The organism is Pontivivens insulae (assembly GCF_900302495.1).
Lineage (GTDB): Bacteria > Pseudomonadota > Alphaproteobacteria > Rhodobacterales > Rhodobacteraceae > Pontivivens > Pontivivens insulae.
This window is the reverse complement of sequence record NZ_OMKW01000002.1, coordinates 738,015-762,073: the sequence shown is the minus strand read 5'-3', so window position 1 is coordinate 762,073 and position 24,059 is coordinate 738,015. Positions and strand designations below refer to the sequence as shown.

Annotated in this window: 21 protein-coding genes; 13 read left to right on the top strand and 8 right to left on the bottom strand. The window is 59.6% G+C overall.

What is annotated here, in order from left to right; genetic code table 11:
• Window positions 1-82: 82 nt before the first annotated feature.
• The 5 genes from POI8812_RS09185 to POI8812_RS17555 all read left to right on the top strand — a co-directional run bounded on the left by POI8812_RS09185 (window position 83) and on the right by POI8812_RS17555 (window position 4,214).
• Window positions 83-1,249 (top strand): ABC transporter substrate-binding protein, encoded by a 1,167-nt coding sequence (locus POI8812_RS09185; RefSeq protein ID WP_108782244.1) that lies wholly within the window; start codon window positions 83-85, stop codon window positions 1,247-1,249.
• A gap of 209 nt (window positions 1,250-1,458) precedes the next feature.
• Window positions 1,459-1,944 (top strand): fasciclin domain-containing protein, encoded by a 486-nt coding sequence (locus tag POI8812_RS09180; protein ID WP_108782243.1) that lies wholly within the window; start codon window positions 1,459-1,461, stop codon window positions 1,942-1,944.
• A 325-nt stretch (window positions 1,945-2,269) separates the two neighbouring features.
• Window positions 2,270-3,412, top strand: a complete 1,143-nt coding sequence (locus POI8812_RS17560; protein WP_146186147.1) for a hypothetical protein — start codon at window positions 2,270-2,272, stop codon at window positions 3,410-3,412.
• Window positions 3,409-3,741: an STAS-like domain-containing protein gene (locus tag POI8812_RS09170; protein WP_211310427.1), complete on the top strand. Its 333-nt coding sequence runs from the start codon at window positions 3,409-3,411 to the stop codon at window positions 3,739-3,741. Before POI8812_RS17560 ends, POI8812_RS09170 begins: the two co-directional genes overlap by 4 nt.
• A 98-nt stretch (window positions 3,742-3,839) precedes the next feature.
• The gene (locus tag POI8812_RS17555) at window positions 3,840-4,214 is read left to right on the top strand and encodes a hypothetical protein (protein WP_146186146.1); all 375 of its coding nucleotides are present in this window, start codon (window positions 3,840-3,842) and stop codon (window positions 4,212-4,214) included.
• A gap of 109 nt (window positions 4,215-4,323) precedes the next feature.
• Here the strand turns inward: POI8812_RS17555 and POI8812_RS09165 are convergent, their stop codons facing one another.
• Window positions 4,324-6,354 (bottom strand): ASKHA domain-containing protein, encoded by a 2,031-nt coding sequence (locus POI8812_RS09165; protein ID WP_108782241.1) that lies wholly within the window; start codon window positions 6,352-6,354, stop codon window positions 4,324-4,326.
• Window positions 6,355-6,592: 238 nt separating this feature from the next.
• On the opposite strand from POI8812_RS09165, the gene POI8812_RS09160 reads away from it, so the two are divergent.
• Window positions 6,593-7,048, top strand: coding sequence for a hypothetical protein (locus POI8812_RS09160; protein WP_146186145.1), 456 nt, complete (start codon window positions 6,593-6,595; stop codon window positions 7,046-7,048).
• A gap of 27 nt (window positions 7,049-7,075) precedes the next feature.
• On the opposite strand, the gene POI8812_RS09155 is transcribed toward POI8812_RS09160, so the two are convergent.
• Window positions 7,076-7,960, bottom strand: a complete 885-nt coding sequence (locus tag POI8812_RS09155) for a LysR family transcriptional regulator (RefSeq protein WP_108782239.1) — start codon at window positions 7,958-7,960, stop codon at window positions 7,076-7,078.
• Window positions 7,961-8,084: 124 nt separating this feature from the next.
• On the opposite strand from POI8812_RS09155, the gene POI8812_RS09150 reads away from it, so the two are divergent.
• The 4 genes from POI8812_RS09150 to POI8812_RS09135 all read left to right on the top strand — a co-directional run bounded on the left by POI8812_RS09150 (window position 8,085) and on the right by POI8812_RS09135 (window position 12,838).
• The gene (locus POI8812_RS09150) at window positions 8,085-9,014 is read left to right on the top strand and encodes a VOC family protein (protein ID WP_108782238.1); all 930 of its coding nucleotides are present in this window, start codon (window positions 8,085-8,087) and stop codon (window positions 9,012-9,014) included.
• 3 nt (window positions 9,015-9,017) lie between these two features.
• Window positions 9,018-9,608 carry an alpha/beta hydrolase gene (locus tag POI8812_RS09145; RefSeq protein ID WP_108782237.1) on the top strand — a complete coding sequence of 197 codons (591 nt, stop codon included), beginning with the start codon at window positions 9,018-9,020 and terminating at the stop codon, window positions 9,606-9,608.
• A 109-nt stretch (window positions 9,609-9,717) separates the two neighbouring features.
• Complete coding sequence (locus tag POI8812_RS09140) at window positions 9,718-10,218, top strand: putative pterin-binding protein (RefSeq protein ID WP_245895331.1); 501 nt, start codon at window positions 9,718-9,720, stop codon at window positions 10,216-10,218.
• A 124-nt stretch (window positions 10,219-10,342) separates the two neighbouring features.
• A complete protein-coding gene (locus POI8812_RS09135; RefSeq protein WP_146186144.1) occupies window positions 10,343-12,838 on the top strand; it encodes a hybrid sensor histidine kinase/response regulator in 2,496 nt (831 codons plus the stop codon).
• 18 nt (window positions 12,839-12,856) lie between these two features.
• Here POI8812_RS09135 and POI8812_RS09130 read toward each other — a convergent pair whose 3' ends face one another.
• Entirely contained in the window at window positions 12,857-14,503 is a 1,647-nt protein-coding gene (locus POI8812_RS09130) for a thiamine pyrophosphate-dependent enzyme (protein ID WP_108782235.1), read from the bottom strand.
• Between the two features lie 120 nt (window positions 14,504-14,623).
• Here POI8812_RS09130 and POI8812_RS09125 point away from each other — a divergent pair, with 120 nt between their 5' ends.
• Window positions 14,624-15,724, top strand: a complete 1,101-nt coding sequence (locus POI8812_RS09125) for a CaiB/BaiF CoA transferase family protein (RefSeq protein WP_108782234.1) — start codon at window positions 14,624-14,626, stop codon at window positions 15,722-15,724.
• Entirely contained in the window at window positions 15,708-16,490 is a 783-nt protein-coding gene (locus tag POI8812_RS09120) for a maleylpyruvate isomerase family mycothiol-dependent enzyme (RefSeq protein WP_108782233.1), read from the top strand. Before POI8812_RS09125 ends, POI8812_RS09120 begins: the two co-directional genes overlap by 17 nt.
• On the opposite strand, the gene POI8812_RS09115 is transcribed toward POI8812_RS09120, so the two are convergent.
• Window positions 16,478-18,376 carry a glycosyltransferase family 2 protein gene (locus tag POI8812_RS09115; RefSeq protein ID WP_108782232.1) on the bottom strand — a complete coding sequence of 633 codons (1,899 nt, stop codon included), beginning with the start codon at window positions 18,374-18,376 and terminating at the stop codon, window positions 16,478-16,480. The genes POI8812_RS09120 and POI8812_RS09115 overlap by 13 nt on opposite strands.
• Before the next feature lie 65 nt (window positions 18,377-18,441).
• Window positions 18,442-19,605, bottom strand: a complete 1,164-nt coding sequence (gene carA, locus POI8812_RS09110; protein WP_108782231.1) for a glutamine-hydrolyzing carbamoyl-phosphate synthase small subunit — start codon at window positions 19,603-19,605, stop codon at window positions 18,442-18,444.
• 189 nt (window positions 19,606-19,794) lie between these two features.
• Here carA and POI8812_RS09105 point away from each other — a divergent pair, with 189 nt between their 5' ends.
• Window positions 19,795-20,253 (top strand): GatB/YqeY domain-containing protein, encoded by a 459-nt coding sequence (locus POI8812_RS09105; protein ID WP_108782230.1) that lies wholly within the window; start codon window positions 19,795-19,797, stop codon window positions 20,251-20,253.
• Here POI8812_RS09105 and POI8812_RS09100 read toward each other — a convergent pair.
• From POI8812_RS09100 to POI8812_RS09090, 3 genes are all read right to left on the bottom strand, one after another.
• The gene (locus POI8812_RS09100; protein WP_108782229.1) at window positions 20,250-21,377 is read right to left on the bottom strand and encodes an MFS transporter; all 1,128 of its coding nucleotides are present in this window, start codon (window positions 21,375-21,377) and stop codon (window positions 20,250-20,252) included. The two genes, POI8812_RS09105 and POI8812_RS09100, sit on opposite strands and share 4 nt — an antisense overlap.
• Window positions 21,367-21,861, bottom strand: coding sequence for a DUF2244 domain-containing protein (locus POI8812_RS09095; protein WP_162845007.1), 495 nt, complete (start codon window positions 21,859-21,861; stop codon window positions 21,367-21,369). The genes POI8812_RS09100 and POI8812_RS09095 overlap by 11 nt, the downstream gene beginning before the upstream one ends.
• A gap of 69 nt (window positions 21,862-21,930) precedes the next feature.
• Entirely contained in the window at window positions 21,931-23,850 is a 1,920-nt protein-coding gene (locus tag POI8812_RS09090) for a cytochrome c oxidase subunit I (RefSeq protein ID WP_108782227.1), read from the bottom strand.
• Window positions 23,851-24,059: the final 209 nt, after the last annotated feature.

Genomic DNA, 24,059 nt, shown 5'->3' with positions numbered 1-24,059 from the left:
CCCCTCGCCAAAAGCAAGAACACGCCATAAGCTGACCAGAATGACGGGAAAATCCCGCGCTCAATCCAACTGGAGGAAACCCATGAAAAAGACTTTTGCAGCCCTTGCTGCCGCCGCCTTGATGGCAACTGGCGCCAGTGCGCAGACCCGCGGTGTCACAGATGACGAAATCCGCATTGGCGCATTCCATGACCTTTCCGGCGGCTTTGCTGCATTCTCGGTTCCCGCGGTTGAGGCGGCAAATGCGCTGTTTGAGGAAGTGAACGCCAATGGCGGCATCCATGGTCGCCAAATCCGCTATATCGTTGAGGATCATGGCTATCAGGTGCCGCGCGCGGCCCAGGCCGCCAACAAGCTCGTCAACCGCGACGAGGTGTTTGCGATGCTGCTCAGCCTTGGGACGCCGCACAACCTCGCCGCCTTCCGCGTGATGGATCCAAACAACGTGCCCAGCGTCTTTCCGCTGACCGCGGCGCGTCAGATGCTCGAAGGGCCCGAAGAGCTCCGCTACGTCGCCACTGCATCCTATTATGACGCGGTGCGTGCGGCTGCGGGTTATCTGATGGAGACGAACGATCGCACGCAGGCCTGCTCGATGTATATCCCCTCCGACTTCGGTGAGGAAATTCACATGGCCACGGTGGATGAGGCCGGTGATCGCGATGGTGTTGAGTACCTGACCGAAACCACACACCGCCCTGATGAAAGCGACTTCACCGGTGCGCTTGCGCGTCTGCGGGAAGCGGGCTGCGATCTCATCACCATCGCTCTGACGATCCGCCCGACGATCACCGTTGTGGCAACGGCCAAGCAAATGGGTTGGGATGATGTCGACTTCCTCGTAAGCTCCGCGGGCTTCCACACCGCTATTGCGAAGGTGCCAGGCGGCATCACCGAAGGGCTTTATGCCGGTGCGGGTTGGCAGGATCTTGAAGCGCGCATGGGCAACGAGGAAGTGGCCGCCTGGGTCGCCTCTATGCAGGAGCGTACGGGGGAGTTCCCTGGCACCGGCGCGCTTCTCGGCCGCTCCGCTGCTGCGGCGATGGTTGAAGCACTTGAGGCTGCAGGCCCTGACCTGACCCTGGAAAGCTTCACCGCGGCGATGGAAGGGCTCAGCTATGACGATGCCATCGCGGGCAACCGGATGGAAATGGGTCCGGGCGATCACGCGGGCTCCGAGGAAGTCTTCATCTCACAAATCCAGGGCGGCAGCTGGTCCCTGATCGGAACAGTAGACACCACTGAGTAACCTTTTTGAGGGTATGCAAGGAGGCCCTGAGCGCAGGCTCGGGGCCTCTTTTGTTACAGAAATCGCGAAATCTGCGGCGGTGTGTCGCGGAAATTCTGAACGGATTTCACGGGCGTTCACGGGGGCGTGAAGCGTGCAATCTAAACGGGAAACCGTCTCGAAGAAGGGGCAATGCAACGACGCATTGAACCCAACTTGGAGAGACCAAAATGAACCGTATTCTTGCTGCCGCGACCGCCCTGACCCTGACCGCTGCTCCTGCTGCTTTTGCTGCCGAGGCTGACATTGTCGACACGGCTGCTTCCGCTGGCTCGTTTGAGACTCTGGTGGCTGCCGTGCAGGCGGCGGGGCTGGTTGACGTGCTGAAGGGCGATGGGCCGTTCACCGTGTTCGCGCCGACGGATGAGGCGTTTGCAGCGCTGCCCGACGGGACCGTTGAAACGCTGCTTCTGCCTGAAAACATTGACCAACTCACCGCGATCCTGACCTATCACGTTGTTCCGGGTGAAGTGATGGCGGCCGACATCCTCGGCACCGATTTCGCGGCTGTCACCGTGAATGGTGAGGCGATCAGCGTGAATGGCTTGCACTCTGGCGTGACGATCAACGATGCAACGGTCGTTGCCGCTGACGTCGATGCCAGCAACGGCGTGATCCACGTGATCGACAGCGTCCTGCTGCCGCCGCAGGGCTAATCAACACCGGGGCGCTCGGCCGTTGCCTGATACACGCATGGGTTGAGCGCCCACTTCTCCCCTCGTTAACCTTTGAGCAAATAAGGGTGTGCACAACCCGTACACAGAGTGTGCACACAGCGTATGCCAGTTGTTTGGTTAATAGGCGCGATCGGCATGGCTGTTGCTAGCTGACCCATACATGTGTCTACTTGCTTCGATAACAACGGTAGCAGAGGGCTACTCGATATAAATTCGTTTCGAATTGGTGATGTCCCTGAGGATTCTAATTAGTGGAAATCTTGACTATGCGCCGTATAGAACGAGAACTTAGGTATGAGCTTGAATGAGATTTGAAGGGACGGCGCGAAAAGCAAAGCGGCTTCGATTAGCGTCTCGGCGAGCTAATAAAGCGAAGATACGAAAAAATATTCATTCTGGTGGTTTGAAAAGGTTACCAGAGAAATTTCGGGGTGTTGTTCGTTTCCAATGCCCGAAGAATTTATCTATTGATGATAATTTTTCTGAATCTTTAGAGTTTTTTACAGAGCTAAAAGAGCTTTCTCGTCAAATTGTAGAAAGGCGCAGATTTCGTCCAACTACCCCTCTGCGATATTCGATCGGGATAGAGAACCTCGAGACGATTTCTGTCCGTTGCGCTGTGATCTTTGCGGCAGAAATTGATAGATTGAGACGTATAGCTGGGGACGAGCTTATTTACCAAGGCCGTATTGAAGATGACAACGAAGCAATTTCTTTGCTGCGACAGCTTGGTGTATTTAGCTTAGTTGGTAATAGGGAAGACGTTTCTACCTGTGAGAATGGGATGGATAGAGTTGTCCAAGGCCATCGTACTGCAATTCAGCTCATGTCAGGTTTGAATTGCGATGAGGACAAGCTCATAGGTTTCTATCGCTCTGTTCAAAAAATTTTCGATGAGTTTCAGACAACTGACTTTGTTCACAAGGGAGTGGCCGAAGCGATGCTGAATGCAATCAATCACGCCTATATCAGCAAATTTCCCTTGAAGTATCCGAGTTGCGGGAAGAGGTGGTGGGCCGCCGCCGTGATGAATGCGTCAGAAACTGAGTTTAAAGTAATAATATATGATCAAGGGCACGGAATCGCAAAGACGTTGCCGATTTCTGGACTAGTCGAAAGCATGGAAGTCATCGCAGGGCGCGCGCTGCAGGGGGTCACTAAAATGATCGATAGCCCCGACGAGGTGATGGTCAAAGCTGCTCTTGAAGCCGCAAGGACACGAACCGGTGAAGACAAGCGGGGAAAAGGCTTTAAGGATATTCAAGCTCCTGTGCGGGAAGTGCGGGGAGCGCGCCTTCGGATCACGAGTGGTCGAGCGCAGGTGACATTACAAAATGGTTATGATACTTTTTCTTTACCTCTGAAGCACCATATTGGTGGAACACTGATTGAGTGGGTCTTTCCGACCCAAGGCTTTCAAGAGAGATTTGTGGAGGTGGCGCAGTGAGCATAAGCATAGCTAATGATTTTTCGCGAGTTCCCGCTGGACGATATCATCCAAGTGATGGGAATAAGTCGGGTGAGCGCTTTCGGAGTGAGTTTCTAGCTAAACGGTTACTAGAGAGTGATGAGAGAGTGACAGTGAGTTTGGATGGCGTGGTGGGCTTTCCATCGTCATTTTTAGAGGAGGCATTTGGCGGGTTGGTGAGAGCTGGCTTCAAGTATGATGTGCTTCGAAAACGATTAAAAATTGTTACTACTGAGCCGCGAAAGCAACGTTATGTAGAGCAGATTTGGCAGTATATTCGGGACGCCAAAGAGGAAGCTGTTGCTTGAAGCAATCGGAAGCGGTGTAAGCGTTTTTTTTCATAGCGTTTCTCGGTGGTGTTGCAGGGTCAGTCGCGAAGCATCTTTTCTCCCTATTGGGGAAAAGAGTGGACCAAAGGTCTGCAACCCTAGAAACGTTAGAAAACTTACTCACCGAAGTTCTTGAAGAGATCAGAACTCTTTCCATAAGCTACTGGTCGGTAGATGAATGTGATGAGCAAAAGGCTGCCGGAGCAAGGATTGTAGCACTCTGTGATGTTTTGCCAGAGCTTTATTTGGAGCTATTCAAGGGAAAACCTAAAGTTACCCGAGATCTTGATGTCAAGCTAAATAGACTCAGTAATGCCATTACAGGCGGCAGTTTTCAGCAATCAGATCGTGAGAAAGATCACTCAGTAATTTCAGAGATGGAGCGTCATGTTATGGCGCTTACGGTGGAAATACGTCTCCAAAAATCGCGCTTACCTATTCCACTTTGGTAAAGCTAAATTGTATATAATTCTAATAGAGAAATGATTGCATTGTATCAATTTCATTGATGGATTATCTTCAGTTTTGATCTTTGATGCTGAGTAAATAACTTTCTACAATTTATCCCCGCCGCCGTCTGCGCCGCCCTCCGGCCTCGCCACCGCCGGTATTGAAGCTGACGTCGGGCAGGGGGGCTACGGCGCGCAGTCGTTCGTAGCTGTCGGTGGCGTGGGGGATGTTGCTGGCGGCTACGAAATGTTCCTGGAAGCGGGGTTCGACCGCCGTTTCGACCTTCACGATCTGGCGCACGATGCTCTCCACCTCTCGCCGTGCGGCGGAGTTGAGCAGGGCGATGCGCGCTCCGGTGCCGGCGGCGTTCCCCGCGCTCGTCACCTTGTCGACCTCGCAATCGGGGATCATGCCCAGCACCATGGCGTGTTTGGGGGAGATGTGGGCACCGAACGCTCCGGCCAGTACAACGCGGTCCACATGCTCGACCTCCATCTGATCCATCAGCAGGCGGGCCCCGGCGTAGAGCGCGGCCTTGGCCAGCTGGATGGCGCGCACATCGCCATTTGTGACGGTGATGCGGGGGGAGGTGTCGTCACCCTCGAACAGAACATAGGCATTGGTGCGCCCTTCGGGCACGCAGCGGGCGGTGCCGGTCTGCTCTGCCGATCCGATCAGGCCACCGGCGTCGACAAGGCCTGCCATGCGCATCTCGGCAATCGCCTCGATAATGCCGGAACCGCAGATGCCGGTGATCTGGCCCGCCTCGGCGGCGAAGTCGGGATCGTCTGACCATTTCTCGGACCCGATGACACGGAAGCGCGGCTCTTTCGTGATGGGATCGATCTCAACGCGTTCGATGGCGCCGGGCGCTGCGCGCTGGCCGCTGGAGATCTGGGCCCCTTCGAAGGCGGGACCGGTGGGGGAGGAGCAGGCGAGCACCTTCTCACGGTTGCCCAGCAGGATCTCGGCATTGGTGCCGACATCGACGATCAGGACAAGGTCGTCGGACTGGCCGGGCGCCTCGGACAGGGCAACGGCGGCGGCGTCCGCACCGACATGGCCGGCGATGCAGGGCAGGATATAGACGCGGGCGGAGGGGTGGATGTCGAGGTCAAGTTCCGTCGCCCAAAGCGTGAGCGCGTCCGACGTGGCCAGCGCGAAGGGGGCCTGACCCAGCTCAACCGGGTCGATGCCCAGCAGGAGGTGGTGCATGACCGGGTTGGCGACGAACACCGCCTCCATGATCAGGGCGGGGTCGATGACGGCCTCTGCCGCGATGGTGTTGATGAGCGCCTGCATGGCCGTGCGCACGGCGGTTGTCATCTCTGCTGCGCCGCCGGGGTTCATCATCGAATAGCTCACCCGGCTCATCAGGTCTTCACCGAAGCGGATCTGCGGGTTCATGATGCCAGAGGAGGTGACGACCTTACCGTCGCGCAGGTCGCACAGATGGGCGGCGATGGTGGTGGAGCCGAGGTCGATGGCAAGGCCATAGATCGCCCCGTCATAGTAACCCGGCCAGACCTGCATGATGCGCGCCTCGGTCAAGCCGTCACCGTGATGGACGGCGACCGTGACCTTCCACTCGCCTTTGCGCAAAGCAGGCTGAAGTTGCGTGAGAACGCGTAGGTCGCCGCGGACATGGGCAAGATCCCATTGTTCGGCCAATGCGGTGCACAGCCGCTCCAGATCGCCGGAGGGTTCGTGCATGTCAGGTTCTTCAACCTCGACATAGTAAAGCTTGGTGGCCGGATCCATGACGATCTCGCGCGTGTCGGCGGACTTGCGCACGACCTGCTTGTGCACCTGGCTTTCGGGCGGCACGTCGATGATGACGTCGCCTTCCACCGTGGCCTGACAGCCCAGACGGCGACCGTCGATCATGCCACGCTTTGACTTGTAGCGCTCTTCGACACTGTTCCACTCGGACAAGTGATCGGGGGACGAGGTGACGCCGTGTTTGGGAAAGTCGCCAAAGGACGGCTGGATCTGGCACTTTGAACAGATACCGCGACCGCCGCACACGGAGTCGAGATCAACGCCCAGCTGCCGTGCTGCATCCAGAACCTTGGTCCCCGGCGCGAAGTGCCCGCGTTTGCCCGAGGGGGTGAAGATCACGAGAGGGTCTTGATCGCTCATCTGTCCAGCCTTTGGTGCAGTCTTTTGCGGACCATAGGCGGCGGCGCCGGGAAGGGAAAGCGAGTTGCCGTCGCAGGGTGGCGGGTTTGCGACATCGGGTGCGTCCGGCCCTAAATGGGCTGATGCTCAGCGCCCAGAATCCGCCACGCAGCGGTTCTAGAGTGGATTGCGAGCGCGGGGTTTGTCATAGTCGCAGTTGGATACACGTGACGCAGTGGGGGCTGGGGCGATGGGAAACATGACAGCTGAGACAAATCCGGTTCTGGGTTGGGCGGGCTTTGCTTTTGGTGGAGCTGCGCTGTTGGTTAGCCTGATCGTTTTTCTGGCGGGGCCTTTCGCGCCACAGCAGAGTGTCGGTGTCAGTCTGGGTGAGTTGGCGGCGGAAATCGTCAGCTCTGCCTCTCGCTCCATGGCCGGGTTGGAGCAGCCGGAGCCGGAGGTGGCAGCCCGCACGATAGACGACTTTCTCGATATCGGGATCGCGGTGGCGGCGACGGTTGCAATCCTGTTCGGTATTGCTGCGCTGGTTCGACACGAGAGCCGCAGACTGGCGGTTTCTGGCATTGCTTTGGGCGGGTTCGTGATCGCTTTTCAGGTTTTCACCTTCGTCGTGGCCATGATCGCCGGGGTCATTCTGATTGCCGCTGTCGTCGGATCGCTTTCGGACACTTTCGGAGACCTGTTCGGGGGATAACACCCAGCCACATCTCGGCCAGTTCGCCTATCCGAAGCGGCCTTCCACCACTTGCGTAAACCGTGATACCGCAGGAGGTAGGGCGTCATAGGGTGGATAGAACGCCGTAAGCCAAATAGGGGGCGCCTGCCAGTTCGGTAAGACTGGTGTAAGGGTGCCCTGCGCCAGCTCCGTTTCGATCAGAAAAGTCGGGAGCAATGCGATCCCGTGCCCCTTGAGCGCAAGTTGGGCCAACAGGTCGCCATTATCCGCAGTCAGGCCTTGATGGGCCTTGACCCGGATTTGATCGGGGCCATTGGTCATGTCCCAGATCTCTCCTTCTGCCATCCGCGCGTAGTGTAGGCAGCGGTGACCCTCAAGCTGGGATGGATGGTCGGGAACACCGAACTCGGCCAGGTAGGTGGGGGATGCGACGAGCATCCGCGGCATCTCAGCAATCTTGCGCCAGATCGTACTCTTGTCCGTTGGCGGGCCGGAGATGCGCAAGGCCATGTCCAGATCCTCTTTCACGATGTCCACAAAGCGGTCGGTGAGGCTGACCTGCAAGTCCACTTCAGGATAGAGGATGCGGAATTGCGCGATCATGTCAGCAAGGTACCGGATTCCAAAGGACAGCGGCGCGCTGATCCGCAGGCGGCCGCGGGGTGTGAGAGCGGATTGTCGCGCCTCATTTTCTGCCTTGTCGAGCAGGCGCAATGCATCCTCAGCGCGGTCGAGATAGGCGGCACCGGCGGCTGTCAGGGCAACTGATCTGGTTGTTCGTTTGAACAGTTGAATGCCAAGATGCGCCTCCAACTCGGCCACCGCGCGGGTCGTGGCACTCGCAGATTGATTGAGCGCGCGGGCGGCGCTGGCAAAGCTGCCCTCGCGCGCGACGGCGCGGGCGGTGCGGATATGATCGAGCGTGCGCAATTTTTATTATCCCAGATTATGCAATAGATACTGTCGATATATGGCGCTTATCGCAAGGTTATCTATGGCTTATCTCTCAATGCAACGGCGGAACCTCCGCCCCTCATAGTGCAGGAGAGTTGATATGCTTGACCAGATCAAAGGATTGCATCACGTCACATCTATCGCTGGTGATGCTGCTGAAAATAATGCGTTTTTCACCAATACACTGGGTTTGCGGCGGGTGAAGAAAACCGTGAATTTCGACGCGCCTGATGTCTATCACCTCTATTACGGAGATGAAGTGGGCACACCCGGTTCGGTGATGACCTATTTCCCCTTCCCCAATGCACAGCGCGGACGGGCCGGAACGGGAGAGGTCGGAACCACCGTCTTTGCTGTGCCAGAGGGATCGCTGGGATTTTGGAAGGATCGGCTGGCGACGTTTGAGACGAAGGGCCTGATTGAAAGCGACAGCTTTGGTCAGAAGCGGCTCGATTTTGCCGGTCCGGATGGGGACGGTTTCGCGCTGCTTGAAGTCCCGGGGGACGCGCGTCCGGCCTGGACCAATGGAGGGGTCAGTGACGATTACGCCATCCGTGGGTTTCATTCGGCTTCTATGCGCCTTCGCGACAGTGGGGCCACGAATGAGCTGCTCCGCTTCATGGGTTATGAAGAGGCTGAGCGACATGGCGACACGACGCGATTTGTCGTGCCCGGCAATGCCGCCACGGTGATCGACGTCGAAACGCTTCCCGGTGTGGATCGCAGTCAGGAAGGGGCCGGGTCGGTGCATCACATTGCCTTCGCGGTTGAGGATCGTGCGGCGCAGCTGGAGGTGCGCAAGGCGCTGATCGAGGCTGGTCATGCTGTCACGCCAGTCATCGACCGGGATTACTTCTGGGCGATTTACTTCCGCGCGCCGGGCGGGGTTCTCTTCGAGATTGCAACCAACGAGCCGGGATTCGATCGGGATGAGGACACCGCCCATTTGGGTGAGGCGCTGAAACTGCCAACCCAGCATGAGCGTCTGCGCCCGTATCTTGAGCAGCACCTGCAACCGTTGGAGGCGTAGGGGATGTACGTTCACGCAAAACGCGAAGGGAAGACGGGCGCACCGCTCGTCTTCACCTTTCACGGCACGGGTGGATCGGAGACGCAGTTTCATAGCTTCGCGGCCAATCTGCTGCCGGATGCGACGGTGATCTCTCCGCGCGGGGATGTGTCAGAGATGGGGGCGGCCCGCTTCTTTCGCAGAACCGGGGAAGGGGTCTATGACATGGCGGATCTGGGCCAGCGCACCGCCGCGATGGCCGGGTTCATGGCCGAGGCTGCCGCGCAACATGATGGGCCTGTTTACGCATTCGGGTATTCGAACGGTGCAAACATCCTCGCCAGCGTGATGATGCAGCGTCCAGATCTGGTGGGCCGGGCGGCGCTGTTGCACCCGCTGATCCCCTGGTCGCCGGAGCCGGTGGCAGAGCTTGCTGGAACACAGGTTCTGATAACGGCGGGTGAGCGTGACCCGATCTGTCCTGCGCCTCTTACAAGGCAATTGTCTGCCTGGTTTGATGAGCAGGGGGCTGAGGTGGACATGGTCTGGCATCCTGGTGGGCACGAGATCACGCAGGCGGAGGTGGATGCGCTCTCCACCTTCTTGGCCCATTAGAGGCTGCCCTTAAGACAGCTATCCTTCAGGATAGATGGAGCCGTTAACTTTTTCATGCGATCCACCGCCTAGCGACGTGGAAACGCTAGGTTTGCAGAAAGAGTGCGTAATGGGACGGGTAAGAGCATTGTTGTGCTGCGTGTTCGCGTTGGTGGCTGCAACAAGCCATGCTCTTGAACAGCCAACCGGGCAGGTCCTTCTGACGGTCAGCGGTTCGATTGAACAGACAAATGTCGGCAATGCCGCAGAGTTCGACCTCGAAATGCTTCAGAACCTTCCGGTGACGGAGTTTCAGACCACGACAATCTGGACCGATGGTGTTCAGACGTTCACGGGCGTAAGCGTTGCGGCTTTGCTTGATGCACTTGATGCCGATGGTCGTGAGGTCGTGGCGCACGCGCTGAACGACTATGCGGTCAACATCCCGATGAATGCGTTTGAGAGTGGTGCACCCATCATCGCATATCTCCACAATGGCAACGAGATGTCGTTGCGCACCAAAGGGCCATTGTGGATCGTTTATCCGTATGATCATGATACGGATTATCAGACTGATATCGCTTTTCTGAGAAGCGTTTGGCAACTGGATCGGCTGACCGTACTGGAGTAGAACAGGCACGGTTAGGGGGCCCGAGACGGGATGCGGAACACTGAGCAGACTTGACGAGATCGGTAACGGGAGTGGGGTTTTCGAATCCCGCTCCCGTGGTTTTTTGCTGTTGGGCGTGCTCGGCGTGCTCCTCGCGGCGGTGCTCTATTTCAGCTCTGATGTGCGTAGCAAGTTGGACGAAATGGCCTCATCGACCACCGACAACGTTCAGTGGTCCCTTAGCCAGATCCAGGTGGAGTTTCTGCTTCTGGAAGAGGCGATGCTGCATAGCCACGTGACTTGGAGCGAATATGACACGCTCCAACGCCGCTATGATATCTTCTACAGCCGCATCACAACGCTTCAGCAATCCGTCATCTATGAAGACTTGCGCATGGTGCCGGAGTTTAAGGTTGCTCTGGACGGCGCCTACCAATTTCTGTCCGACACCGTCTCATTTATCGACGGGCCGCGGGCTGAACTGCGTGATGCATTGCCCGAGATGATTGAACTTGCACATGACGCGCATTCGGATGTTCGGGCCTTGTCACTGTTCGGTGTTTCTCACTTCGTGAACAGGGCGGATCAACGACGTACCGAAGTCACCAAAACTCTGACGCAGGTCGGTGGATTGACCATCGTGACGTTTACATTCTTTGGCGTCGTGCTGGTTGCGCTTTTGAGGGTCTATGACAGCACACAGCAGCGTGCGTCGGCTCTCGCTCTCGTCTCATCGCGCCTTGAGGCAGTGGTCGGCACCGCTTTGGATGCCATCGTTGTTGCGGATCGTGATGGCCGGATCATGGAGTTCAACCCGGCCGCAGAAGCGATCTTTGGCTATAAGCGGGATGAAGTGATCGGGCAGGATATGGCGCGGGTCATAATTCCGCCGCATCTGCGCGAGGCCCACCGGAACGGCATGGCGCGTCATCTCGAAACGGGGAAGAAGCGTGTCATTGATAGTGGCCGGATCGAGCTGGAGGCGATGCGACGGGACGGCACGATCTTTCCAGTCGAATTGGCCGTCTCCACCGCGCGTAGCCGGGGGCGGGATGTCTTCATCTCCTATCTGCGCGACATCTCAAGCCGACGTGCGGCGGATGCTGCGCTGCTGAAAGCGCGCGACGATGCGCTCGCCGGTGAAAAGGCAAAAGCGGACATGCTGGCCGTGATGAGCCATGAAATCCGCACACCGCTGAACGGGATGCTGGGTACGCTCGACCTGCTCAAAGACAGTGCTACGAACGATGAGCAGAAGGAGTATCTGCGCCTGATGGATGTTTCGGGGCGGCAGTTGCTCCACCACGTGAATGACGTCCTCGACATCACACGGCTCGATGCCAGCACGATGACGTTGAATGAGGAACCGTTTGATCTGGCGGAGACGGTTCTTGACCTTGCCGCATCTTTCGAACCCACGGCGCGCAATGGCAGCAACGAGTTGATTGTTGAGGGCGCTGATGCGCCGATCTGGGTTACGGGCGATGTCGTCCGGCTGCGACAGATCCTCGTCAACCTGATTGGCAATGCTCTGAAGTTCACCCTCGTGGGTAAAGTGAAGCTCGTCATTGCCCAACTGTCCGAGGATGGGTTGGTTGAAATTGCCGTGGAAGATACCGGCATTGGCATCGCGCCAGAGGATCTGAAGCGAGTTTTCGAGGATTTTGTCACTCTGGACAGTACCTATGATCGAAAGGTGTCAGGCACCGGTCTGGGTCTGGGCATCAGTCGCCGGATTGTGGAGGCGATGGGCGGCACGATTGATGTTCAGAGTGAGCTGGACGTCGGCACGCGCGTTGAGATGTGTTTACCCATGCCAGCCGCGGAGATGAGGGATCACGCGCAATTGCAGGACGTCGTGGTGCGGCCTGCAAATGCTCAGGTGATGACGGTGCTGATTGTCGAGGATAATCCCATCAATCGCATCGTTCTGCGCCGCATGCTGGAACGCGGTTCCCACACGGTGCACGAGGCCCATGATGGCGTAGAGGGTGTGAAGATGGCGGAGTCCTATCGCTATGACGTCATCCTGATGGATATTTCGATGCCTAAGCTGAACGGTGTTGATGCCACACGGGCGATCCGCGCCGGGGACGGCGCATCACGCGATGTCCCCATCGTTGCGACCACCGCGCATGCGCAGCAGTCCGACCGTGAGAAATTTCTGGACGCAGGCATGAGCCACACACTGATCAAGCCGATCACGCAGCAGACCCTGTTTGACGTGCTTGATGAGTTTGCCACCGGGGTTGGGGCGGCGCGCCGCTCAGCCGGATTGAGGGGCCCGATGCTCAGGCCCGTGCCGGCAGATGATCTGATCGACGCGACCGTGATTGGGGCCTTGGCGCATGCCATGGGGTCCGAGGCTGTGTCGGAGATTATGGGGGCTTTCCAGGTGCAGGGTGAGGCGCTGATGGCGCGCCTGCGATCATCTGACGATCCGATTGCAGAGGCAGAGGATCTGGCCGCCGAGATGCATAAGCTTGCAGGTTCAGCTGGTGTGCTTGGCGCCAACCCGTTGGCAAGTGAGCTGAGCCAGCTGGAAATGATGGTCCGTGCGCAGCAATATGAGCCACTGCGCCATCGCCTGAAAGAGTTGCCGTGCCTGTGGGAGCGCACAATCGTCTATCTGGCTGATTAAGCGGGAAGATGCGCGGCGCTAGCTCTGTCCGCGAATGTCGCTCAGCGTGGCGGTCGGTGTCAGGGCCTCGATGGCGATGTCGAGTTCCAGCACGGCGGCGGTTCGGGACGCGCGGGCTGCGGCGAAGGCATCTGCGAACGCCTCTGTCCGGGCCACTTTCGCACCGTGAAGGCCACAGGCCCGTGCGAGGGCCGTAAAGTCAGGATTTTCCAGATCCGTCCCACTGACGCGGGCAGGGAAATGCCGCTCCTGATGCATGCGGATCGTGCCATAGCTGCGATTGGCGAGCACCAGAATGATCGGCGTTGCGCCGGTTTGGGCCGCTGTTGCGAGCTCCATGCCCGTCATCTGGAAGTCTCCGTCGCCGGCAAAGCAGATCACCTCGCGTCCCGGCTCTTCAATCGAGGCCGCGATGGCGGCTGGAATGCCATAGCCCATCGCGCCTGATTGGGGGGCGAGCAGGCGGCGTGCGCCACCAACGGGGATATAGCGTGAGGGCCAGACGCCGAAGTTGCCCGCACCATTGGTTAGGATGGCATCATCGCTCAACACCTCGCGCAAATGGGCGCAGACGGCGACCATGTCCACGGGTGATGGTTGGGCAGGTGTGGTGATCAGATCGGTGACACCCGCACGGGCCGCTTTGGCCCAACCGCTCCAAACGCCGCGCGATGGGTTCTGCGTAAGATGCGCGGCCACTGCACCGGGGTCCGCGTGCAGGGCGATATGAGGCTGAAGGATCTTCCCGATCTCAGAGCTATCCGCATGGGCGTGGATCAGCATTTGCTCAGGCTCGGGCATGTTGAACAGCGTATAGCCGTCGGTCGTCATCTCGCCAAAGCGGGGACCGAGCGCGAGGATCACATCGGCTTTGCGCAGCAGCGTCTTGGTCGCGTGCGTCATGCCGACACCGGCATCCCCCGCATAGAGGGGGGAGTCATTGTCAAAGAGGTCCTGATTGCGGAAGGCGCAGACCACGGGGATGCCTGATCCCTCGGCGAGCTTTTGCAACGCGGCTTTGCCTTCGGGTCGCCATCCACCGCCACCTGCCAGGATCAAGGGGCGCTTTGCGTCTGTCAGGGCTGCCCGGGTCTGATCAATCTGCTCTGGCGCGGGGGCAGGGCGCACAATTTCGACGGCGCGCGCGGGAGCTACTGTGTCGGGCAGATCGGTGGAGAGCATGTCTTCGGGCAATGCGATGACCACGGGGCCCGGCCGACCCGACTGCGCGATGCGCCAGGCACGGGCGATGATCTCGGGGATGCGTGCGGGATCGTCCAGTTCTGTGACCCATTTGGCCATCGTTCCGAAAACGGCGCGGTAATCCAGTTCCTGAAAGGCCTCCCGCTCTCGCCACGAGGTGCTGATCTGCCCAACAAACAGGATCATCGGCGTGCTGGCCTGCATGGCTGAGTGAACGCCGATGGACGCGTTCGTCGCCCCCGGTCCGCGCGTCACAAAGCAAAGTCCGACCTCTCCGGTCAGCTTGGCCCACGCCTCTGCCATGAATGCAGCGCCCCCCTCATGCCGTGCGTTGACGAAACGAAAATCAGAGCCATGCATTGCGTCGAGTACCGCGAGGTAGCTTTCCCCCGGAACGCCGAAACCGATCCGGCCCCCCTGCGCCAGAATGGCTTGCATCAACAGTTCGCCACCGGTGGCCATAGCGCGTTCCCCTCAGTTCCCATTGCGATGCAGCCAACCGGGCGATGGCCGGAACGTCAAGGCTTGTCCGTCGCCATGAGAGCGGACTACGCTCATGCGCAAAACGAGGGGGAGGATGCAATGGCAGGGCCGCTCAGCGGAGTGCGCGTGGTCGAGTTTGCCGGGCTGGGGCCCGGCCCGTTCGCAGCGATGTGGCTGGCGGATATGGGGGCAGACGTTGTCCGTATTGATCGCCCCGTCCCGTCGGAACCCTTTGATATCCCATATGATGTTCTCGCCCGTGGCCGACGCTCTATAATCTGTGATCTCAAGGCTGAGCAGGGACGGTCAGAGGCGCGCGCGCTGTGCGTGAAGGCGGATATCCTGATTGAGGGGCTGCGTCCCGGTGTGATGGAACGTCTGGGCCTCGGCCCGCGCGACTTGATGGCGGACAATCCGGGCCTGATTTACGGGCGCATGACGGGGTGGGGGCAAACAGGCCCGCGGGCACAGACGGCAGGCCATGACATCAACTATATCGCGCTGACGGGGGCGCTGCACGCCATCGGACCGGATGAGACACCTTTGCCGCCACTGAACTTGCTGGGGGATTTCGGTGGCGGGGCAATGTACCTAGTCGCAGGCCTGTTGGCCGCCCTGATTGAGCGGGGAACCTCTGGCAAAGGGCAGGTCGTGGACGCCGCCATTACCGACGGGACCGCGCATTTGAGCGCGATGATCTATTCCATGCAGGCTGCCGGGATGTGGCAGGACCGTCGAGCGGCCAACCCGTTGGATGGTGGTGCGCCTTACTACAGAACTTATCGCTGTGCGGATGGGGCGCACATCGCGATTGGACCGATTGAACCACAGTTCCACGCGGCGTTTTACGCAGGTCTCAACCTTGACCCGCCTCCGCGTCAGCACGACGCGCGAACTTGGGAGGCTGAAACTGCGCGCGTGGCCGCGCGAATTGCTGAGAAGTCGCGGGCGGATTGGCTGGCGATTTTCGAAGGCAGCGATGCCTGCGTGGCGCCCGTTCTGTCCTTGTCGGAGGCCCCTGAGGACGCGCACAACACGGCGCGAGAGACATTCGTGGCGCGCGATGGCGTCACCCAGCCGGCCCCGGCACCACGGCTGTCGCGCACACCGGGCAGTCTCGACCGGTCACCTCCGGTCTCCGGGGCCGACCGGAAGACAATCTTGAGCGATTGGGGAATATCTGATGCAGCAAGCGATTGATTTTCTGGAGGAGTCCCGCGCCTTGCACCGTTTGATCGCGGCACGGCCGGTCGCGTTCCTGGACGAGGTGACGCAGTTCAAAGGGTGGCGTGTCGCAGAGATCATCCGTCATTTGCATGTGTGGAACGGCATGGCGGATCTGAGCCGCCGTGACGAAGACGCTTTTGCAGAGCAGATGACACGGCTCGGCCCCGGGATCATGAGTGGTCAGACGCGCGTGACCGAGTGTGAGGCGGATCCCCGGACCGGCCGCACTCTGGTCGCCGCATGGCAGGCGCGATACGAACGGATGGGTGCCGAATGGGGCGGTGTCGATCCGAAACAACGCCTGAAATGGGCCGGGCCAAGCATGTCTGCGCGATCTTCCATCAGTGCGCGGTTGATGGAGACATGGGCCCATGGTCAGGCGATTTGGGACGTGGCCGGGAGGGAGCGCGATGCGCACGCCCGGCTGTGGAACATCGTGATCCTCGGCGTCAATACGTTCGGTTTCAGCCATCAGGTGCAAGGTCTGGAAATTCCAGAAGAAATGCCCGGACTGCGTCTGACCTTGAAGGGGGAGGAGCGGGTCTGGGGCGCGCCATCTGCCGGGTCTATCGTCGGGTCTGCGGAAGCTTTCGCACAGGTCGTGACGCAGGTGCGCAATTGCGCGGATGTTGCTCTTCAGATTTCCGGCCCGGTGGCCGAGCGCTGGATGGAGACGGCACAGTGCTTCGCGGGTCCGCGCAATCCGCCACCGGCGGCCGGAACACGCTACCGGTCGTGACCGCGGCCCTCTTTGGACAGGCCGTGGGTCGTCTTGTGCCAATGGAAGGGTGCGAAACATAACTCGGCCACCGCGCGCCATGCGGCCACCGCTCCCAATGGCCAATAAAGCGGCAGGGTGAAAACCCAGGGCATCAGCTTGAAATCCCCCCGTGACCGCTGGGCCTGTATCACGGTCAGCAACATGACACATTGGCCGAGGGGGAGACTGACCCACAGCGCGCCAAGCAGAAGGGGCGGGACGGACACCCCTTGCGGCAGGCTGACGCCCAAAAGATTGCCAGCAACCAGCACCCACAATAGCGGGATTGCCAGATAAGCCGTTAAGGCCCCCAGAAACAGTACCTGAAAGCCCAGAAATCCGCGCGGCCCCAACTCCTGCCACAGCGCGCGTGGCCGTCGCATATGGGTGGCCCATGTGATGGCATAGCCTTTGAGCCAGCGCGATCTTTGCCGCAACCAGTTGCCCATGGCGGGATTGGCTTCTTCATAGGTGGTGGAGCGGACCATCTCACACCGAAATCCCTTCCGGGCGAGCCGCATGCCCAGATCTGCGTCCTCTGTCACGTTATGGGCATCCCAGCCCCCAAGGCGGCGCAGTATGTCTGCGCGGAAGAACACCGACGTGCCCCCAAGCGGCAGTGGAAAACGTAGCGCCTGCGCCCCATGCAGCAAGACACGGAACCATGTCGCATATTCCAGTGTGAAACAGCGCGTCAGCCAATTTTGATTTGGATTGTAGAAGTCTAGATGGGCCTGCACACAGGCCACGCGGGGAGAGCTGACATTCAATTGCGCCACGACCCGGCGGATTTGTTCGGGATCGGGGCGGTCTTCTGCATCGTAAATTCCGATGATCTCTCCACGACAAAAGGGCAGGGCATAGTTCATCGCCCGCGGCTTGGTGCGCAAGCGCGCCGCTGGCACCACCAGCATTCGCATATTATGGGGCAAATGGCGGGTGGCCAGCGCATCGCGCATCGTCTGATCGCCTTCCTCGACCAAGATCAGGAAATCGAGCCGGTGGTCAGGATAGTTAAGCGCGCGCATTGATGCGATCAGCGTGTCGAGCACGGACACCTCCCGCAAAACCGGAAGCAGTATCGTGACGATTGGCAATCGGCGCGGCAGTTGATGGCCCAATGTGGCGAGTCTCTCCTGCCGCCTTGCCCGTGGCAACAATGCGAGAGAGACGAGCCGCAGCGCCATCGTAAGTGAATTGGCCAACAGCACCCAGATGATCAATGTGCCAAGGACCAGGCCAGGGTTCAGCACCGCGAGCAGCATGAGAAGCGTCAGGCACGTCGCCGCGCGCAGGGCGAAGCGCTGTGCATTCCAGCCGCGACAACTGTCCTGATCCGGGCACAACGTCTCGGCCCGCCCTGCCATCGGTCCTTCGTAGAGATCGATGACCGCCTGCTCAATTTGCGCACGGGGGGCGAGAACAAATACCTCGTTGGGCCCGGTCAGTCGGGGTGTCAGCGCTTCGATCTTTGTAAAATCTGACGGGTCTGCAACGGCGAGGATACGGGTCTGGCCGAGGTGCTGCCAGGGCACGAAGCCAAGGCGCAGACAGTCTTCCGCGCGATAGGCGGCTGCAAGGTCGGGATTGGGCGGTCGTTTTTCCAGATCAACGCGCGCGATCTGGTGATGGGCCGACAACAGCGCGGTGGTTTTTTCGGGTGTGACGGCACCTTGTGCGCTCAACACTTCCAACGGAGTGCCACCATAGCGGCGCGCTGTTGAAATAGCGTGCGCGCCCACCTCCGCAGTTACAAATTGCTGGGCGATCCCCGTCCAGATCGGGTCAGTCGATGGCAGTCGCGCCTGTGCAGGCTCGACGAGACGGGGGGCGCCCATCCAGTTGATCGGTTTCTGCTCTGACATCCGCGCACCCTTCTGCCCCCGGGGCAAAGTGCGCTGGCAATGGTAAACAGGGCGTTAAGGCTGGATTAACCGACGTTCTCGGCCGTCTTCATGGCCGCGGCAAATCGCTCGAACAGATAGAAGCTGTCCTGTGGTCCGGGCGATGCCTCTGGGTGATGCTGGACCGAGAAGATCGGACGCCCCTCGACGCGCAGACCGCAATTCGTGCCATCAAACAGGCTGACATGGGTTTCGATGACCCCCTCAGGCAGCGAGCCGCTGTCGACTGCAAATCCGTGGTTCATCGACGTGATTTCAACCTTGCCGGTGTCGATTTCCTTAACCGGGTGGTTCACGCCGTGGTGGCCGTGGTTCATCTTCACCGTCTGCGCACCCAGGGCGAGGGCAAGCATCTGGTGGCCCAGACAAATGCCAAAGATTGGCAACTCGGTCTTGTCCATCAGATCCTTGATCATCGGAACCGCATATTCACCCGTCGCAGCCGGATCACCCGGTCCATTTGACAGGAAAACACCGTCTGGCGATTGCGCCAACACATCCTCAGCCGTGGCGGTTGCAGGAAGCACCGTCACTTCGCAGCCCGCAGAGACGAGGGAGCGCAAGATATTCCGCTTCGCGCCATAATCGATCGCCACGACCTTGGGACCGCCAGAGGCGGCAGGGGCAAAGCCCTCACCCCAGCTCCAACGGCCATCTTCCCAGCGATAGCTTTGCGCCGTGCTGACGCCCTTGGCCAGATCGGCCCCTTCAAGACCCGCAAATCCGCGCGCCTGCTCTCGCAGTGCGTCGAGATCAAACTCGCCAGCTGCGTTGTGGGCGAGTGCCACATGCGGCATGCCGAGATTGCGGATCGTGCGGGTCAGGCGCCGCGTGTCGATCCCGCCAATCCCGATCCGGCCTGTGCGCCGCATCCAGTCCGGCAAATCGCCGGTCGCACGCCAGTTTGACGGCGCGGTCGGATCCCACTTAACCACCATGCCGCGTGCATGGGGCTCGGACGCTTCCTCATCTTCAGGGGTGACGCCCGTGTTGCCGATATGGGGGAATGTGAAGGTCACGATCTGATCGGCATAGGACGGATCGGTCATCACTTCCTGATAGCCGGTCATCGCGGTGTTGAAGCAAAGTTCGGCGACCTGCACACCTTCGGCCCCAAAGCCTCGGCCATAGAAAGTCGTCCCATCGGCGAGCACGAGGCATGCGGTGGGCTTGGGCGCGGCATCGGTCATGGCGAAGACCTTTCTGTCTGGGTGATCGGGCGGAACCTACGGAGCGACCGGCCCCACGTCAAGTTCACGATCACGATTATTATTCGTTTTAAAAACAAGCATTTAGCGGATTGGCCCTGTGTTGATACATGCCGCAACGAGCGATATAGTCACGGTTCATGCCCGGATGGGGCTTTGGGACAGGTGTAGATTATGCTGCGTGAACGGATTTCCACGGATATCAAGGCTGCGATGAAGGCGCGAGAGACGTTGAGGCTGTCGACTTTGCGACTGGTGAATGCCGCGATCAAGGACAAGGATATCGAAGCGCGGCAGGGCGACAATTCCGAAGGTGTCAGCGATGCAGAAATCCAGGCGATCCTGTCTCGCATGATCAAACAGCGCCAGGACAGTGCCACGGCCTACGAGGAAGCGGGCCGTCTTGAGCTTGCGCAGTCGGAGCGCGATGAAATCGAAGTGATTCAAGACTATCTGCCCCGCCAGTTGAGCGCGGACGAGGTAGAGGCCGCGATTGCAGCGGCGATTGAGAAAACCGGCGCCAGCTCCATTCGTGATATGGGAAAGGTCATGGGCGCATTGAAATCCGCCCATGCCGGTCAGATGGATTTTGGAAAGGCCGGGGCCGCCGTGAAAGCGCAGCTGGCTTAGGCCAGTCTCCGGCTCAGCAATAGGATCACCACGGCCATGACGGCCATCACCGTGAATGATGCGGTCAGGCCGTAGAACTCGCCGACCGCACCCATGATGACGGGTCCGGTCAGTAACCCTCCATACCCGAACAGCGCCACCGCCGCGATTGCGCGGCTGGGGTGTTTTTCTTTACCGGCACGAGAGAAGGCGAGGGGGACAATCAACCCCATGCCCAAGGCGCAGACCGCCAGAGAGATGGTCACGCCCAATGGCGTTGAGAGCACAACCATCGTTACGAGCCCGGACGCGGTGAGCAGACCAGCGATCAGCGCCATGCGCTGTCGGCCGAACCGGTCGATCAACGCGTCACCGCACAGGCGAATGGCCAGCATGGACGTGGCAAAAACGCTCAGCGCCCAGCTGCCCTGAACAGCGGTTCCGCCCAGGGTTTCCCGCACATGGATCGCCCCCCAATCAAGAATTGACCCCTCGATCACGAAGGCCAGCGCATTGACCGTCGCAACGGCGATCATGGCCCCTCTGGGCAGGGCCACCTTGGGGGCTGGGGGAGTATCCGGATCGGCTGGGGGCGAGGCCACATCATTGGCCCGCGCCCAGCTTCCAACCGCAAGGGCCAGCGCCGAGATCAAGACGAAATGCGTGAACAGGGTCGCCTGCGCGCCCGTTGCCGCTGCGCCGATCCAGGCGGCCAAAGCAAACCCACCCGACCAGCATCCGTGCATGAGCGACATGCGTGAGCGCTTCGCCCGTGCCTCAACCTCCGAGCCATAGCTGTTCATTGTCAGGTCCATTGACCCGCCGACACTTCCAAAGATCAGCAATCCCACGCCGAGTGCCCATGCCCCCGGCAGCACGCTCAGCAGCGTCAGGCTGACCGCCATAAGCAGCGCGAGGATGCCGCTCACCCGGGCCGCGCCAAAGACCTCTGCCAGCCGCGCGGCAGGCGTAAAAGAAACCACGGCCCCGATCGCCATGCACAGCAAGAGAAGGCCAAGCTCACCCTCGCTGAGCCCCAGATCAGCCTTCACGTCGGGGATACGGGAAATCCAGGTGCCGAACATCGCACCGTTCAACCCGAAATAGAGCAGGGCCGCGCGCAGCCCGGTTGGTTCAGCAGACATCTCGCAACGCCTTTTCAAGATCGTTGCGCAGCGCTACGCGCTCTTCTGCTGAAAGGAAAGCGCCAAGTTCGATCTCGCGTCCGGCACCTTTCAGCGTCAGATAGTTCTCGATCTTGGCATCGTCGTGAAGGCGCAGTTCCACCCAATAGGGATTGGCCTGCCACGAGCGTTCGCGCCCATCTGGTTCTATACGGTCAACGCGGATCAGGTCTGGCCACAGGCGCACAATCTCACGCAACTCGCCATCGCGATTGTTGCGATGGATCATGTGGCGAAACAGGAAGAACGCGCCCAAGCCGAATGGGGCCAGCCCCCAGATCACCGAAGTGCCCAGAAAGGGCAGGATCGGGATCGCAAGCCCCAGCCCGATGATCCACGACATGATCGAAAACCCTTCCCGCGTCAGCGACCGGTTGGGCCATAATGTCAGCGACAGAACCGGTTCCGTCTGAGGGATATCTTGGGAAGGAGCTGTGTCTTGCATCACGATCATCCGAAACGAAAAGGGCCGGGGAAGTGATCCCCGGCCCATGTGTCAGTTGGCTCGCGCCGGTCAGTGGTGGCCTGCGCCGCCCTTGAGGCTCTCGTCCCACATGTCGCGGGTCGGAAGCTGCTCAAACGTGTGCTCTGGCGGCGGGTTCGGCAGCGTCCACTCCAGGGTCGGGTCCGTACCCTCACCCCAGTATTTCGGCTCCGTCACACGGCGACCATAGAGCAGGCCATGCGCCATCACGCCCAGGAAGAACAGGAACGACGCGAAGGAGATGAACGCACCAATCGACGAGACATAGTTCCAGAGCGCAAACTGCTCAGGATAGTCGATATAACGGCGCGGCATGCCCTGACGGCCCAGGAAGTGCTGCGGGAAGAAGGTGATGTTCGCACCGATGAACATCGACCAGAAGTGGATCTTGCCGCCCAGCTCGCTGTACTCGCGACCCGTCATCTTGGTGAACCAGTAGTAGATACCGGCGAAGATGCCGAAGACCGCACCAAGGCTCATCACATAGTGGAAGTGCGCCACGACGTAGTAGGTGTCGTGATAGGCACGGTCCACAGCGGCCTGTGACAGCACGATGCCGGTCACACCGCCAACGGTGAACAGGAAGATGAAGCCGAAGGCCCACAGCATCGGGGTTTTGAACTCAACCGAGCCGCCCCACATCGTTGCGATCCAAGAGAAGATCTTAACGCCTGTCGGAACCGCGATGACCATGGTGGCTAGCATGAAATAGCTCTGCTGCGACAGGCTCATGCCCACCGTGTACATATGGTGTGCCCACACAACGAAGCCCAGCGCGCCAATGGCGATCATCGCCCAGACCATTGGCATGTAGCCAAAGATCGGCTTCTTCGAGAACGTCGCCACGACGTGGGACACGATGCCGAAGGCAGGCAGGATCACGATGTACACTTCCGGGTGACCGAAGAACCACAGGAGGTGCTGGTAGAGAACCGGGTCACCGCCATACTCCGCCTGGAAGAAGGCCGTGCCGAAGTTACGGTCGGTCAGCAGCATGGTGATTGCGCCAGCGAGAACCGGCAAGGCCAGCAGGATCAGCACCGCGGTCACCAGGATCGACCATGCAAACAGCGGCACTTTGAACAGGGTCATGCCTGGGGCACGCATGTTCAGGAAGGTGGTGATGATGTTGATCGCACCAAGGATGGAGGATGCGCCCGACACGTGAACCGCGAAGATCGCAAGGTCTGTCGAGAAGCCCCCTTCAGAGGTCGAAAGCGGCGCATAAAGCACCCAGCCGATGCCCGAACCAAGCTGCCCGTTGCCGCCCGGCGACACGACCGAGGCCAGTGCCAGGGAGGAACCCGCGACGAACAGCCAGTAGCTCAGGTTGTTGAGGCGCGGGAACGCCATGTCCGGCGCGCCGATCATCAGCGGCATGAAGTAGTTGCCGAAGCCGCCGAACAGCGCGGGAATGACCACGAAGAACATCATCAGGATGCCGTGACCAGTGATCATCACGTTCCAGATGTGCCCGTTGGGGCTGCCACCAATCTCGCTTTGTAGGCCAAGGATCGCTGAGCGCTCGGCACCCGCGGATTGCGCCGCGAGACTGGAAGTTATCTCCACGACATCGGACCGCATGCCCCCATCGATAACGATAAGACCTTCAGAGTTCGGCGCCATCGACGCTAGTGAGCCTTGGAGGAACTCTAGCTGTGTTCTGGTTGCCTCGCCTAGCAGCGCGCCATTTTCGGCAAAGAACTCCGCGAACACTTGTTGCAGCCGCTCCGGGGAGAGCTCGCTTGCCATGTACATGTACTGAACGCCCGGCTCCATGAGCTCCAGACGCATGTAGACGGTGAAGGCCACCGAGATGAAGCCGAGCAAGCCCGACGTGATCAGATAGAGAATACCGATATCTTTGTGGTTCGTGGACATGAACCACCGGGTGAAGAAACTCCGGTCGTCTTCGTGTCCATCGCCCGCATGGGTGGCTGCGTCGGCCATGTGCTACTCCTGCATGTCATTATTCGTGAGCATGCGCCGAATCCGTCGCATACTCTTGAATACCTCACCCCGTCTCCTAACGAAGCAAGGCCTCTGTCTCAAGAGGCCAGACGCATTTTGGGGTGCGACCGGTTCTCGCATCACCCGTCGCCAACGCCTTTTGTGAGAAGGATTTCTGCTTGGTGGAAATATCCCCGCCGGAGGCGGCG